The sequence below is a fragment of the Streptomyces sp. NPDC048639 genome (assembly GCF_043199075.1).
Classification (GTDB): Bacteria; Actinomycetota; Actinomycetes; order Streptomycetales; family Streptomycetaceae; genus Streptomyces.
The window spans coordinates 500,853-515,120 of sequence record NZ_JBICVP010000002.1; the positions used below are offsets into that span (position 1 = coordinate 500,853).

At 71.2% G+C, this 14,268-nt stretch carries 10 protein-coding genes; 4 read left to right on the forward strand and 6 right to left on the reverse strand.

The genetic code is table 11. The features are described 5' to 3' along the window. Window positions 1–55: 55 nt before the first annotated feature. The 3 genes from ACGFNH_RS06550 to rpe all read right to left on the reverse strand — a co-directional run bounded on the left by ACGFNH_RS06550 (window position 56) and on the right by rpe (window position 5,359). Window positions 56–2,950 (reverse strand): ATP-binding protein, encoded by a 2,895-nt coding sequence (locus tag ACGFNH_RS06550; RefSeq protein ID WP_393651911.1) that lies wholly within the window; start codon window positions 2,948–2,950, stop codon window positions 56–58. A gap of 523 nt (window positions 2,951–3,473) precedes the next feature. Further along, the gene (locus ACGFNH_RS06555; protein WP_393652231.1) at window positions 3,474–4,490 is read right to left on the reverse strand and encodes a sugar-binding transcriptional regulator; all 1,017 of its coding nucleotides are present in this window, start codon (window positions 4,488–4,490) and stop codon (window positions 3,474–3,476) included. A 182-nt stretch (window positions 4,491–4,672) separates the two neighbouring features. Then, on the reverse strand, window positions 4,673–5,359 hold the full coding sequence (gene rpe / locus ACGFNH_RS06560) for a ribulose-phosphate 3-epimerase (RefSeq protein WP_393651912.1): 687 nt from the start codon (window positions 5,357–5,359) through the stop codon (window positions 4,673–4,675). Window positions 5,360–5,423: 64 nt separating this feature from the next. On the opposite strand from rpe, the gene ACGFNH_RS06565 reads away from it, so the two are divergent. Further along, a complete protein-coding gene (locus ACGFNH_RS06565) occupies window positions 5,424–7,589 on the forward strand; it encodes an MMPL family transporter (RefSeq protein ID WP_393651913.1) in 2,166 nt (721 codons plus the stop codon). Window positions 7,590–7,703: 114 nt separating this feature from the next. Continuing rightward, entirely contained in the window at window positions 7,704–8,513 is an 810-nt protein-coding gene (locus ACGFNH_RS06570) for an alpha/beta fold hydrolase (protein ID WP_393651914.1), read from the forward strand. A gap of 330 nt (window positions 8,514–8,843) precedes the next feature. Here ACGFNH_RS06570 and ACGFNH_RS06575 read toward each other — a convergent pair whose 3' ends face one another. Both ACGFNH_RS06575 and ACGFNH_RS06580 read right to left on the reverse strand, forming a co-directional pair. After that, entirely contained in the window at window positions 8,844–9,557 is a 714-nt protein-coding gene (locus ACGFNH_RS06575; protein ID WP_393651915.1) for a DUF4142 domain-containing protein, read from the reverse strand. A gap of 255 nt (window positions 9,558–9,812) precedes the next feature. Further along, a complete protein-coding gene (locus ACGFNH_RS06580; RefSeq protein WP_393651916.1) occupies window positions 9,813–10,322 on the reverse strand; it encodes a nitroreductase family deazaflavin-dependent oxidoreductase in 510 nt (169 codons plus the stop codon). Window positions 10,323–10,541: 219 nt separating this feature from the next. Between ACGFNH_RS06580 and ACGFNH_RS06585 the strand changes: the two genes are divergently transcribed. Further along, window positions 10,542–11,114, forward strand: a complete 573-nt coding sequence (locus tag ACGFNH_RS06585) for a MarR family winged helix-turn-helix transcriptional regulator (protein WP_393651917.1) — start codon at window positions 10,542–10,544, stop codon at window positions 11,112–11,114. Between the two features lie 367 nt (window positions 11,115–11,481). Here ACGFNH_RS06585 and ACGFNH_RS06590 read toward each other — a convergent pair whose 3' ends face one another. Continuing rightward, window positions 11,482–12,066, reverse strand: a complete 585-nt coding sequence (locus tag ACGFNH_RS06590) for an RICIN domain-containing protein (RefSeq protein WP_393651918.1) — start codon at window positions 12,064–12,066, stop codon at window positions 11,482–11,484. Between the two features lie 586 nt (window positions 12,067–12,652). On the opposite strand from ACGFNH_RS06590, the gene ACGFNH_RS06595 reads away from it, so the two are divergent. Continuing rightward, window positions 12,653–13,252 carry a dihydrofolate reductase family protein gene (locus ACGFNH_RS06595; RefSeq protein WP_393651919.1) on the forward strand — a complete coding sequence of 200 codons (600 nt, stop codon included), beginning with the start codon at window positions 12,653–12,655 and terminating at the stop codon, window positions 13,250–13,252. Window positions 13,253–14,268 lie beyond the last annotated feature (1,016 nt).

Genomic DNA, 14,268 nt, shown 5'->3' on the forward strand with positions numbered 1-14,268 from the left:
TGTCCTGTGATCGCGTACGACTTACGGTACGGCGGACCGGTGGGCGCGTTCCGCGTCAGGATGCGTTCCGCGGCTCCTGTTCGTCCGGCGGCGGGATCCGTCCCGCCATCGCCGCGGCCAGGCCGCTGCGCCCCGCGATCCCCAACTTCCGGTAGGCGCCGGTGAGATGGGTCTCCACGGTCCGCAGCGAGACGAAGAGCCGCTCCGCTATCTCCTTGTTGCGGTAGCCCTGGGCGGCCAGCGCACTGACGCGCTCCTCGCCGGGCGTCAGCGCGGGCCCCTCGTTCAGACTGGACCGGGTGACGCGTCCCCCCGCCTCGTGCAGACGGTCCCGCACACGGTCGGCGAGCGCCGTCGCACCGCACTCGCCCGCCACCCGCAGCCCGCGCCGGAGGATCTCGCGCGCCCCGCTCCTGTCGCCCCGTTCCAGCGATGCAGCACCGAAGTCGTGCAGGGCGTAGGCGAGTTCGAGGCGTGCCGGGGTCGAGCCGAGCACATCCACCGATTCCGCGAGCTGCTCCAGCCCCGCCGCGCCGCCGGTCACGCTTCCCGCGGTGCGCAGGGTCACGCCGAGGGCACGCGGAATGCCACAGCGGCGGGCCAGGTCGAGTTCCTGCTCGATCAGCTCGTGGGCCACCGACCTCTCGCCCAGGCGGAGATGGGCGGCCGCGGCCTTGGAACGCCACGGAACGACAGCGGGGTTGACCGTCCCCGCCTCCTGCACCTCATGGCCGCACTCCCGGATCAGCGAGAGCCCGGCCCGGATGTCGCCCTGGGCGACCCGCAGTCCGCCCAGGCACATGAGGAACAGCGGCCGCTCCCAGGCGGCGCCCGACGGTCCTCCCGCGGTATGGGCGAGCGCGATCTGCTCGGCCTCGGCGACGCGGCCCTGTTCGAGCAGCGAGTCGATCCTGATGATGTCGAGGGCAGTCCCGTACGGCACCGCGCCGGTGCCCGAGCCGGAGACCACCCGGTCCGCCGCGGCGAGCGCCTCGCGGACCTTGCCGCGGCGCAGGGCCAACGCGGACTGATAGACCGTCAGCGCGGAGACGACGATGTCCATGCCCTTGTCGCTGGTCTCCTGGGCCAGCTCCTCGTGGAGGCGCTCCGCCGCGGTGAGGTCGTCCAGATAGAAGAGCGTCTGGACGACGAAGTAGTGCAGCGGATAAAGGTCGTAGGAGAAGACCGGCAGGCTGACGGACGCGAGGTTCACCAGCTCGCGGACGTAGGGGGCCGGAAGCGCCTGGCGCAGGGCGTGGAAGGCGTGCAGGGCCAGGAGCTGGCGCTCCCCGGAGGACCGGCCGGCCAGATCCGCGGCGTCGGACAGCGGCTCCAGAGTGCCGGCGGAGGGCCGCTCGTACTCCATCCACGCGCGCAACGCCCGTACGCGCAGCACCACTTCGCGGTCCGCACAGCCGTAGTCCGCCTGGCTGCTGAGTTCCCCTATGACCCGGTCCATGTTCGAGACCATCGTGGGCGACTGGTGGGAGAAGAGCAGCGAGTAGGTGAGCACCCCGAGGGCTTCCTGCCGGGCCCTCTCGTCGGTCAGCGTCTCCAGCGCGCTCGTGATGTACGACAGGGCCAGCGCCGCGTCGTAGTGCCCGGCCGCGATACCGAGCTGGAAGAGCACCGAGCCGCGTTCCGCGGACTGCAGCGGCTGGTTGAGGGCGGAGCGCAGATAGGTGACGGCGACCTCGGGTGCGCCCCGGACGAGCGCGGCGTCGGCGGCTCTTCGCAGCACCAGGAGGACCCACTCGCCCACCACGGGACCGGCGGCGAGGAGATGGGCGGCGACCTCCTCGTCCGGCCGCCCGCCGAGATACGACACCTGCGCGGCGCGTGCGTGCTCCCGCCCCAGCTCCTCGGGCGAGAAGGTCGCCAGCACCGTGTCGCGCACGGCCCGGTGGACGAAGCGCTGCCCCTCCGCGCGCAGCAGTCCGAGGGCACGGAGATCGGAGGCCGCCGCCCGCACCACGGCATCCCCCTTCTCGCAGTAGGCGGCGAGGAGTTGGGGAGGCTTGTGGTCGCCGAGGACGGCGAGGGCATGGGCCAGTTGCACGGCGGCGTCGCTGGCCTGGGAGAGGCGGTGCATGATCTCCCGGCCGAGCACGGAGAGGTTGACCGTGGGGATGCGCTCCTCGAACCCGGCCGTCGGCAGTGCTCCTCTGATCCGCGCCTCGTGGAGCAGGGCGCGGACGAACAGCGGATGCCCTCCGGTGGCCGCATGGCAGGTGGCGCAGAAGGACGCCTCGGGCTCGCTTCCGTCCCAGACCGCCTGCGCCAACTCCCGTACGGCGGCGACGTCGAGGGGCTCCAGGGTCAGCGTGTGACAGTTCGTGGGGTGGACGAGTTCGGCGACCAAGGGGTCCGGCTTGCGCAGCTCGGTGGTCCGGTTGGTCACGACCACGAGGACGGAGCGATGGCCCGCCCGGCGCACGAAGTGCGTCAGCCAGCGCAGGGAGGGCGTGTCGATCCACTGCAGGTCGTCGATCGCCAGAAGCAGGGGCCGGCGCGCGGACACGGCGAGGGCCAGCCCGTCCAGACCACTGAGCGCCGCGGCCACGACATCGGATCCCTCCGGCGGGCCACCCGCCACCCGGTCGTCGAGAACGCGCAGCGCGGCCGTCGCCGTCCCGTCCCTGAGAGCCTCCTGCCCGGCCTCCCCGGCCGGGTCGACGAGCGGCTTGAAGAGCTGCCGCACCGCGCCGAACGCGAACTCGCTCTCCAGGGGGTGGCACCGGGCGCGCAGCACACGGAAGGAGTCGGCGCGGCCGCACCAACTGCTCAGGAGGGCCGACTTCCCGATCCCGGCCGGGCCTTCGATCCGTACGACGGTGGAGCGGCCGACGAGAACCTGTGCGGCCACCTCGTCCAGCTCGGCCGTCGCGGCATCCCGGCCGACCAGGGGCCAGCCCTTGCTGCACGCGCTCTGTGGCTCCCCGAGACTCACGTGGTCATCTCCGTCACCTGCTGGTGGACTTCCCGTGGCGCAACCAGGGTGGCGGCCGGCGCCGTTCCCTGCGTCCGACCGGGGGTTCCACGGAGTCCGTCGATGGTCTGAATTCGGACGGCGGCCTCCTCCGACTTCCGGATGAGGCCCTTCCGAAGGGGTGGCGCGCCGGTCCGCCTCCCGCTGCCGTGCGCCGCCGCGAACCGTGCCCGGCCCACGATCGTTTCGGGGCACTCTGCCATGGAACACACGGCTGCCGGAACGGGCTCACGCGGATGTTTTCCCTGGCTGTCCGGCTGCCCCGGCGGCGCGGCGCATCGCGGCCCTCCGCCGGTCGCCTTCCCGGCACGCAGCAGGGCCGTCGGACCGGGCCGTGGACGGTGCAGTCGCCATCACTCCATACGCAGCGGTGGCACACAAATCCGTACGCAGGGGTGGCCACACGACTCCGTACGCAGGGGTGGTCGCGCGACGTGCCGTCGACGGGCCTGCCCGCCGCGCCGTGGAGCGGCCCTGGCGGGCCTCAGACCCCGTCGGGGTCCGTACGCTCCCGCGCCGGCCGCAGGCCGGGCGTCGCCTCGTGCAGCAGATGGTCGGCGGCCGCGGTGTCGGTGACCAGGCTCGTGACCAGTCCCGAGCGCAGGACGGCGCCGATCGCGTCGGCCTTGCGGCCGCCGCCCGCGATGGCGACGACCTCCGGGATACGGCGCAGCCGGTCGGCCTCGACGGTGATGCAGCGCTCCCCCAGGTCGCGGCCGATGCGGCGGCCGTCGGCGTCGAAGAGGTGCGCGGACATCTCGGCCGCGGCGCCGAGCGAGGCGTAGTGCTCCCGCTCCTCCTCGCCGAGCATGTCGTAGACCGTGGAGATGCCCGCCTCCCAGGAACCGATGGATACGCAGGCGACCGTGACCTTGTCGAAGTACTCGAAGGCGCGGGCGATCCCGGTCTGGCCGCGCAGCGCCGCGGCCGTGGCGCTGTCGGGCAGCAGCATCGGCGCGTAGATGGGGTGGGCCTCGCCGCCGGAGACCTGGGCGGCGCGGCGTACCGCCTCGACGGAGCCGCGCTCGGCGGTCCCCGCGTCGTAGACACCGGTGAGCTGGACGACCGTGCACGGCGGCAGCCGGTCGAGGGCCGCGGCCATGTGGATGGTGGACCGCCCCCATGCCAGGCCGAGGACATCGCCCTCGGTCACCAGCTCACCGAGCAGGTCGGCCGCGACCTCGCCGAGGTTCTCCGGGTCCGGCGCGTCGGCCTCCACGTCGGCCGGGGACTCCACGACGACCGCGTGCCGGAGGCCGTAGCGGGCCCGGAGCGCGTCGGAGCGCTCGGCGTCCAGCTCGGCCGGGACCCGGATCTCGATGCGTACGAGGTCGTGCTCGAGCGCCGTCTCCAGCACCCGCGCGACCTTGAAGCGACTGACGCCGAACTCCTCGGCGATCTGAATCTTGGACTTGCCCTCGAGGTAGAAGCGGCGGGCCATGGCCGCCGCCTGCACCAGCTCCGCGGGTCCCATCCGCAGGGCAGGCCGACCCGCCGACATCGCAGACACCGCATTCTCCTCACTGCTGCACCTTGCTGGGCACTCCCCAGCTCACACCGGGGAGCCCCCGGCGCGCTCGGCTGGGGGTTCCCCCTTGCTCATCCTGTCAGAAGCGGCGGTGGCCGATCAGCTCTTGCCTCCGCGGATCAGCTCTTGCCTCACCGCGTTCACCGAGCTGACGCTCAGTGGCCGCAGGCCCACGCGGCGCTCGCGGTCGTCTCCTGCGCCTGCGCGCGCAGGGAGCGCACGGCCGCGGCGGGGTCGTCCGTGCCGTAGACCGCGGAGCCCGCGACGAAGACATCGGCGCCGGCCTCGGCGCACCGCTCGATGGTGTCGGCCGAGACTCCGCCGTCCACCTGGAGCCACATCTCCAGACCGTGCTTGGCGATCAGCTCACGGGTGCGGCGGATCTTCGGCAGCATGATGTCGAGGAACTCCTGGCCGCCGAAGCCGGGCTCCACGGTCATGACGAGGATCATGTCCAGCTCGGACAAGAGGTCCTCGAACGGCTCAATCGGCGTCGCCGGCTTCAGTGCCATGGACGCGCGAGCGCCCTTGGCCCGGATCTCGCGCGCCAGCCGTACGGGCGCCGCGGCCGCCTCGGCGTGGAAGGTGACCGATCGGGCGCCGGCCTCCACGTACGCGGGCGCCCAGCGATCAGGGCTTTCGATCATCAGATGGCAGTCCAGCGGCGTGTCCGCGGCACGGGCCAGCGACTCCACGACCGGCACTCCGAGCGTCAGGTTGGGCACGAAGTGGTTGTCCATCACGTCGACGTGGAGCCAGTCGGCACCCTCCACCGCCTGGGCTTGTTCCGCCAGGCGTGAGAAGTCGGCGGACAGGATACTGGGGCTGATCTGAACGGCCATGGCACAAGCCTGCCATGGCCTGCGGCTGCTGACGGACCGTGGTGGACACAATCCGAGGAGCCCCATGCCGGAAGGAAAGCGCCAGGGAGTGGCGTGGCTGATCTGCGGACGCCGTACCAAGTGGCTGGTGCTCGTCCTGTGGGTGATCGCGATCTTCCTTCTGGGCCCGCTGGCCGGGAAACTCATGAGCGCCCAGGACAACGACGCGACGTCCTGGCTCCCCGGCAGCGCCGAGTCCACCCAGGTCCTCAATCTCTCCGAGGACTTCCGGCCCGAGACCATCCCGGCGGTGGTCGTCTACGCCCGGGACAGCGGGCTCACCCCGCAGGACCTCAGCGCCATCGGGCAGGACGCCGCGGAACTGAAGCGGATGACCGCCCACGGAATCCGGGGCGAGGAGACCCGCGGCCCGGTCTTCGACCGGCCCGGCGACCCGCGCGCCGCGGAGATCTTCGTGCCGGTCACCGTCGACGAGGAGGGCTGGGAACGGCTGTCGGACGCGGTCGACGACATCCGCGCGAAGGTCGGCGACGACGGCGACGGGCTGACGGTGTACGTGACCGGGCCCGCCGGCACCAACGCCGACTTCGCCGAGGTGTTCGAGGGCATCGACTCCACCCTGCTGGTGGCGGCTCTCGGCGTCGTGATCGTGGCTCTGCTCATCACGTACCGCAGTCCCACCCTGCTGCTGGTTCCCGTGGTCGCGGCCATCGCGTCCCTGCTCACCGCCCAGGCGATCATCTATCTCCTCGCGCGCCACGCCGACCTCACCGTGAACGGGCAGAGCGCCGGCATCCTCACCGTCCTCGTCTTCGGCGCCGGCACGGACTACGCGCTGCTGCTGACCGCCCGGTACCGCGAGGAGCTGCGCCGCCACGAGGACCGGCACGAGGCGATGGCCCTCGCCCTGCACCGGGCGGGCCCCGCGGTCATCGCCAGCGGCGCCACCGTCTGCGCGGGCATGCTGGTGCTGCTGGTCGCCGAGATGAACTCCACCAGCGGACTCGGCCCGGTCTGCGCGGTCGGCGTGCTGGTCGCCCTGGTCGCGATGGTGACGCTGTTCCCGGCCCTGCTGGTGATCTGCGGGCGCTGGATCTTCTGGCCGGCCATTCCCCACTTCGGATCGGCCGAGCCGACCGAGCGCGGGCTGTGGGCCCGTACGGGCACCCGTATCTCCCATCGGCCGCGCGCCGTCTGGACGACGACCGCCGTGATCCTCGCGGCGCTGTCCCTCGGCATCATCGTGCTGCGGGCGGAGGGCATCAGCAACGCGGACGCCTTCACCGACGAGCAGGACTCGGTCAAGGGCCAGGAGATCTCGGAGCGGTACTTCCCCGCGGGCAGCGGCGACCCGCTGGTCGTCGTCACCGACGCCGGCAACGCCCAGGAGGTCCTCCGTACGGTCGCGACCACGCCGGGCGTGGTGCCGCAGTCGATCGCCGTCCCGCTGGGCGCCGCACCGGAGAAGGACGGCCGGGTCCTCTTCGAGGCGACCATGACCGATCCCTCGGACAGCACGGAGGCGAAGAACACCGTCGAACGGGTCCGGGACGCGGTCCATGCCGTCCCGGACGCCGACGCCAAGGTGGGCGGCACCACGGCCACACTGCTCGACGCGGAGAACGCCTCCGCCCGCGACAACGAGGTCGTGATCCCGCTCATCCTCGTCGTGGTGCTGATCATCCTGTGCGCGCTGCTGCGCGCACTGCTCGCCCCGCTGGTCCTGATCGCCACGGTGGTGCTGTCCTACGCGGCGGCCCTGGGCATCAGTGCGCTCGCGTTCCGGTACATCTTCGACTACGCGGGCGAGGACCCCGCGTTCCCGCTGTTCGTCTTCGTGTTCCTGGTCGCGCTGGGCATCGACTACAACATCTTCCTCACCACCCGTATCCGCGAAGAGGCCCGCAAGCAGGGCACGCGGCGGGGGGCCCGTACCGCCCTGGCCGCGACCGGTGCCGTCATCACCTCTGCCGGCCTGGTCCTCGCGGGCACGTTCGCCGCCCTGGCCACGCTGCCCCTGGTGGGCTTCGCCGAGATCGGTTTCGCGGTGGCGCTGGGCGTGCTGCTGGACACCTTCGTCGTACGGTCCGTGCTGGTCACCGCGCTGTTCCTGGACGCAGGACCGCGGATGTGGTGGCCCAACCGTCTGGCCCACGAGAAACCGGTGGCGTCAGTGCCGCCGCCGGGCCCGAGCGGCACTCCCCCGTCCGGCCCGAACGCCATGCCCTGACCCCAACCGCTCCCGGTCCCCGCCTCGTGCGTCCGCCGGGCTTCCGACGAGAGCGCGCGGGCCAAACAGTTAACAGAATTGACATAACCGCTCGTACGGGACGAGGGATGCACCGTGGCGGAACAGGTACGCACCGCCGACATCGACCTGTGGACCGACCAGCGCGGCTCAGGGCCCGACGTCCTGCTGATCGCCGGACTCGGCGACCCCGCCGAGGCGTGGGAGGCCCAGCTCGACGGCCTCTCCGACCGCTACCGGCTCACCGCCTTCGACAACCGCGGCATGGGGCGCTCGCCGATGCGCCCGGAGCCCGTCTCGGTGGCCGCCATGGCGGACGATGCCGCGGGGTTGCTGCGCGCACTGGCCATCCCGTCCGCGCATGTCTGCGGGTTCTCCGGCGGCAGCATCATCGCCCAGGAGCTGACGCTCCGTCACCCGGAGCTCGTCCGCAGCCTCGCCCTGGTCAGCACCTGGGCCCGGTTCGACGCGCTGGCCCGCTCCATGGCGGCTTCGTGGCGCTGGATGGCAGAGCTGGCCCCGAGCGAACGCGCCTTCCTGGAGGCCTTCTACGTCTGGATCTACACCCCCCGCGCGCACGCCGACGGAACCGTTGCTCGGATCATCGACGAGGTGCTCGACTTCCCGTACCAGCCGTCCCTGGACGCCGTACAGAGCATGATCGACGCCTTCGCCGTGCACGACACCACGGACCGCCTGCCGGACATCGCCGTACCGACTCTCGTTCTGGCCGGCGGGGTCGACCTCTCCGCCCCTCCACGGCTGGGCCGGGCCGTGGCGGACGCCATCCCCGGCGCCCGCTTCGAGGTGATGGAGGAGGAAGCCCACCAGCCCTTCCAGGAAGTCCCGGACGAGTTCAACGCACGGGTGGACGCCTTCTGGCGCGAGGTCGACGCGGGCTCCTGACGGGCGGCAAGGCCGCGGCGACGCGGGCTCCTGGACGGACCCGCTACGGGGCGGGCCCGCGGACGCGGCGCCGGGCGCGCCACCCGACTCCCCCGACGTGCCGGGCGGCTCGCGCCGGCGCCTTTTCCTGCACCGAGGAGGGCTTCGGTCGATGGGGCCGGGTGTGCCGTGGCGCGTCGCGTCACCGTGCCAGTGCCGAGCTCCCGGGCATGGGCCGACACCATCCGGCCAAGGCCCTCCTCACGGCAGAGCATTGCACAGTGCAAAGGTCAGGTCCAGGGCCGCGGTCCGAGCCTCGCCACACTCGCACCGGATCGGCGGCATCCACGCCTAATCCTTGGGCGCCACGGCCTCCTCGACCTCCTGCAACGTCTTCCCGTCCACGAGCCCGGTGTCCTCCAGGACCTCGAGGTGGTCCAGTACGGTCTGGTTGGCCTGGCGTGCATGACGGCGGATCAGGTCGTTCTGAGTGGACGCCCGCACCTCGCCGATGGTGGCGAAGATCTTCCCGTGCGAGGAGCGCAGGAGGTTGGCGAAGAGCCGGTCGAACTCGGGCCCGCGGGCGTTCTCCATCTGCCGTACCCAGCCCTGCTGTTCGGCGCTCGCCTTGTTGGGAAGCTGGACGCCCAGGATCCTGGCGTCCTCGCGGACGAGCTGGTCCAGCCGGCTGTGGCCGTCGATCAGATGCAGTCCTGCGCGTTTGACCGACTCGTTGGAGGCATGGGTCTGGGCGAGCTTGCCCGCCGGGATCTCCCAGAGCCCGGCCTGCCGGACCTTGATCAGGAACGTCTTGTCCACCTCGGTGACGGTCTGCGGGCCCGATTCCTGCGCCTGGGTCCCCGTGTTCACGCCCGCCCCGGCCGAGGAGGAATGGCCGCCGGTGTGCTGGGACAGTCCCGCGGGGGCCTGGGAGGCGGCCGATGCCTCGCCGTCGTCGTCCCGCACCACCATCACCATGGCCGTGACGGCCAGGCAGACCGTGACGATGACCACGATCATGCTCAGCGAGATCTTCGGTTGTACTGCGCGTCGGTTCGGACGCATGATGCCTCCCGATTCGGCATGGAGAACAGGTCGTTCATGTCGTCGGGAGCTGATGTGTGGCGGCTGGCACGGCGCGCACCAGGGGGTACGGGGCGGGGCTGCGGGATGTTCAGCGCCGGCCGACGATCCTGCCCCGGGTTTCGCCGGCGACGCCCCTGCCTCCGCCTTCTCCTGCCACGGCCTTCCCGCCTCCGCCTTCCTGCCCCTCCGTCTTCCTGCCGCCCCAGGGAGGCGCCGGCCCGCCGATCGCCCCGGTCAGCCGACCGCGCCGGACGGAGGGACGGACTCCAGCCGGACGAAGGGGATGCGCTCCCCCGCTCGGCGGAAACCGTCCGGGGAGCCGTCGACCGCAAAGCCCAGATAGGCGCAGAGTTTGACGGCGACGCGCGGGTGCGCGGCCGCGTACCGGGCCATGAGCCGCCCGCCCTCGTCGGCGGGGAGAAAACGTGCGGTGACGGCGTGAAAGCGCCGGCCGACCTGGACGGTGGCGCGAGGCGTGTGGCGCACATTGCGGTACCAGTCGGCCCTGTCACCGAAACCTGAAGCCACCGTCCACGCACCGCGCCGCGCATCGTGCTCGACGACCTCGATCACGACCCGGCGGGCGGCCCCCGAGGTGCGCCCGGTGTGGACGAGCAGAAGGAGCCGATGGCCGAAGAGGGAGCCCAGGCCGATCCGGTACATGTGAATGGGCAGCCGCGCCAGGAAACGTCTCCAACCGGTGGGCGAGGGATGCGGGTTGGGTTCGTCGGCTCGGGATGTCATGGTCCTCCTTCGGGCTCGTGTCACGCCGGGTGGGCGGCGGACCGGTGGCGGCAGTCCGCAGCCCCAAATGCTTCATCCATATAAGCTTTGCACAGGGCAAAGCTCTTCGGGAGTACGGGTCCGGGTGCCACTCCTCGCGGCCGCGGCAGAAGCGGAGGGCTCCCCCGCAACGGTGGCCTCGGCGGCCGGGAGCACACCGCAGCGCGGTAAAAAGGGGGTATGACCGAGCCTTCCCCCTCCTCGCCGGACACCGGTGCCGACACAGGCCCCGGCACCGACACCGACGACGTCGACGCGGTGACGCGTGCGGTGCTGACCGCGTCGCGGCTGCTGGTGGCCGTGTCCGCACGGTCCCTCGCGGCTGTCGAGGACCGAGTGACACTCGCTCAGTTCCGGTTGCTCGTAGTGCTGTCCACGCACGGCTCGGCCAAACTCGTGACACTCGCCGACCTGCTCGGGGTGAATCCGTCGACCGCGATGCGGATGATCGACCGCATGATCGCGGCCGGCCTGGCCGACCGCCGCACCAACCCCGGCAACCGCCGCGAGACCGTTCTCCGGCTGACCGACGAGGGGCGCAGGCTCGTCGACGACGTCATGGGCAGGCGCCGGCGCGAGATCGCCTCGATCGTGGCGCGCCTCGCCCCGGAGCAACGCTCCGCTCTGATCGAGGCGCTGACGGTCTTCAGCGAGGCCGGCGGCGAACAGCCGCTCACCGCGGACGGCGCGCAGGCTCACCCGCTGGGCTGGGCGGACGTACAGGAGGCGGCACAGGACGGCTCGACGCGCTGACCGCGGCGCCGCCGCCGCCGCGGTCAGGGTGCACCGGGCGCCTCGTACCCGCGCGACCGGTGATGGTCGACGCGGTTGGGGAGCCGGCTGCCTCCTCCGTGGCGGAGACGGCTGCCGGACCAGCAGGCGTGAAGGTCGAGTTGTGGAGGATGCCCTCTCGGGCAGCGCGGACTGCGACGACAACACCCTTTTCGCGTACGGCAGTTACGACAGCCCGGTGGAGCTCCGACCACGCTCCCGTGCGACGGCCGGGCCGCCTCCCTGGCGGGGAGGCGGCCCGGCTCGGGTCGACAGGCAGCAGCCGGTCCGGGCTCGTTGTGTGCGGTGAGCCCTGCCCGGCAGCCGTGGGGCCGTGTCCTGGCCGTGGTCAGCTGTTGGCGATGGGGGAGTTGTTCGCTGCGAGCCGCCACAGGCGATCCGAACTCGGCTGCGCGTAGTTCAGATACAAGCTGTCCCAACTGCCGTCGTTGTAGCGGTTCAGGGACATCGCCAGGTCCTTGTTGACCATGGGACGGTAGATCCACCAGCCGGTGTGCGTATCACCGACCATTTCCCGGATCAGGCTCCATTTCTGGAGCTGCGAGCCATCGCACGTCTTGACGACGATGGTGGTTCCCCGTACAGGTGTGGCGGAGCTGGGCTGGAGGCACTTGTTCGCGGCCTCGTTCTTGAACGTGGCCGTGTAGGTGTTGGGTGCGTCTGCTCCCCAGGCCGAGAAGTCGGTCTCCCAGCTCTCTGTGCTGTAGTTCCAGGCGGGGTCGCGCAGCGTGATGGCGGCGTTGTTCTCGCCGGTGCCGTTGCTCAGCAATGCCAGTCGCCCTCCGCTCATCTTGTTGACGATGTCCCGGTTGGGCTGGGGGGCTGCGGAGGCGGGCGCCGCACCGGCCGCGACAATTCCGGCAAGCGCCAGTACGGCGGCGGAGGAGGCCAGTGCACGACGATTCCAAGACATGCGTGTGTCCTTTCCTCGCGTATCGCGAGTACGAGTTCACGAGAGTGCAACCAGCGAAGCAGCCCGATTCACGCTCTCAGTACTCGTCCAAGGTGAAACACCTCGTTGAGAGGGAGCGCGGGGCTTTGCTCCCCCCCGGGCCGCACGGGCCGTGCGCCCCGTGCGCCCCGTGCGCCGTCCGAGAGCCCGTGTCCTCTCCTGAACTCGGTGAGCTTCGGGGTGGCTCACCACGCTCGAAAGACTGCGGTGACCGGAATGCGACGAGGTCGGTGAGCGGTCTCCGCAGCGACCGCGTCGCCGGTCCGGGTGGTCCCGAGCAGTTCCCGGAGCGGAAGTCCGCGAGGTCTGCCGGAAGGCTGCGCCTTTGCGTGATAGGTGGCACTTGAGCGCTGTTCTCGGCACTGCTCGCCCCATCTCGGGCGCGTCCGCGCGCTTGCTGCTGCTGTCGGGGTCAACGCGGTGGCCACCATCGCCGTCGCGTCGGTGCTCGCCCCGCCCGCGGAAAGAACCTTCGCGCGGCATGTCGACAGAACGGCGTTGCCTACGACGTATCGACAACACCACGGACAACGAAGGAGACAACCAGATGAGCAAGGTCACCACCGGCGCCACGATGTCCCTCGACGGGTTTATCGCCGGACCGGAAGAAGGCGGCTTCGACCTGCTGTTCCAGTGGTACGGCAACGGTGACGCCGAGATCCCGTCGGCCAGTCCGGACGTACCGCCCATCCGCATCTCCGCCGCGAGCGCCGAACTGGTCAAGCCGGAGTGGGAGAACACCGGTGCGCTGGTCGTCGGCCGGTACCTCTACGACATGACGAACGCCTGGGGCGGGCGCCACCCGATGGATGTGACCACGGTCGTGCTCACGCACACGCGCCCGGACGACCGTCCGGAGGACGACGAGAACTTCGTCTTCGTCACCGGTGGCATCGAGGCGGCGGTGGCCAAGGCGAAGGAGTTGGCCGGGGACAGGAATGTCGTGGTCAACGGTGGGCAGATGGCCCGGCAGTCCCTGGAGGCGGGCCTCCTCGACGAGGTCGGCGTCGAGTTGGTACCGGTCGTCCTGGGCGGCGGGAAGACGCTGTTCGGCGAACTCGGCGTCACGCCGGTGCAGTTCGAGGGCCCCACAGCGGTGGTCGAAGGCACGGGCGTCACCCACCTGCGTTACCGGGTCAAGAAGTAGGCCGATTCCCGGACCCGCGCGGCCTCCATGGCACGACGAGGGAAGGCAACACGCCCGGCTCGCCTCCGCATGATCCCTCGAACAGGCCCGGTACTCCGTGGGGAGTACCGGGAGCGGTCCCACGGCACGACCGTGGGTGGAGGGGACTGTCTGCTGTGGCCGGATGTGGGTCGGCCTTCACCGGAGCAGGCTTTGTACGCATAAGGGTTTCTCGCGCGGCCGTGCGGGAGGTTTGTCGTGACAGTCCGGAGGTCCGCCATGGAGGGGGCTCTTGAGCCCTTCGAGCGTGCGCACGCGGAAGTTGTTCCGCTGGAGCCGTACGGGACGATGGAAGAGTCCGAGCCCGGGTGGTGGGAGGTGACGCTGCCGATCGTGACCGTGAACGGTCATCCGGGCACCCACACCTTCGTCACGCGGGCAAGGACCGCGCACGAAGCCTTCAACATGGCCATCCGCGCCGCTCTGACGCCGAGTGCGCGGCGCAGGCGGCGCGACGCGGACATCAACACCACTGTGGGCCGGCCGCGGCAGGGGGACGACGCGGAGCCCGATCTCTCCGTCCCGGGCCCTCCATCAGCGGATTCCCCCGAACGATCGGCGCGTTTCGTGGAGTTCCCGCCGCAGCCACCGTCAGGCAGCAGACGCACCAGAGGCCCTCGCTCTCCCGACGGCCGATCGTCCCGGGCTCCGATACGGACAAGCGCTGCGCTGGACCGGGAACGCGCATCCCTGAACGATCACCCCGCAGCCGCTCCTGCCGTGGCGGCCGCGGGCCGCAGCGAGACCCGCATCTCGGCGGCGCCCCTCGACCCGGCAGGTCAGCGGCTCCCGGTCCCGCGGACGTCGCGGAGGCCACAAGGCGCGACTGACAGTCCCGGGGCACCGCGGAAGGGCCTTACGGCGTCGAGCGGGTGAGTCGCGTGATGTCGACGGCGTCGGGTCCGGCGGGCCGATGGGGGGCAAGGAGCGAGGCGAACGAAGGCACATCTGCCCCACTTGCGTGCCCGGTCGGCCGG

Excerpts from the sequence above, each read along its gene's own strand:
- ACGFNH_RS06555 (WP_393652231.1), bottom strand. The coding sequence starts at position 4,490 with ATGTCGGCGGGTCGGCCTGCCCTGCGGATGGGACCCGCGGAGCTGGTG.
- rpe (WP_393651912.1), bottom strand. The coding sequence starts at position 5,359 with ATGGCCGTTCAGATCAGCCCCAGTATCCTGTCCGCCGACTTCTCACGC.
- ACGFNH_RS06565 (WP_393651913.1), top strand. The coding sequence starts at position 5,424 with ATGCCGGAAGGAAAGCGCCAGGGAGTGGCGTGGCTGATCTGCGGACGC.
- ACGFNH_RS06575 (WP_393651915.1), bottom strand. The coding sequence starts at position 9,557 with ATGCGTCCGAACCGACGCGCAGTACAACCGAAGATCTCGCTGAGCATG.
- ACGFNH_RS06580 (WP_393651916.1), bottom strand. The coding sequence starts at position 10,322 with ATGACATCCCGAGCCGACGAACCCAACCCGCATCCCTCGCCCACCGGT.
- ACGFNH_RS06585 (WP_393651917.1), top strand. The coding sequence starts at position 10,542 with ATGACCGAGCCTTCCCCCTCCTCGCCGGACACCGGTGCCGACACAGGC.
- ACGFNH_RS06590 (WP_393651918.1), bottom strand. The coding sequence starts at position 12,066 with ATGTCTTGGAATCGTCGTGCACTGGCCTCCTCCGCCGCCGTACTGGCG.
- ACGFNH_RS06595 (WP_393651919.1), top strand. The coding sequence starts at position 12,653 with ATGAGCAAGGTCACCACCGGCGCCACGATGTCCCTCGACGGGTTTATC.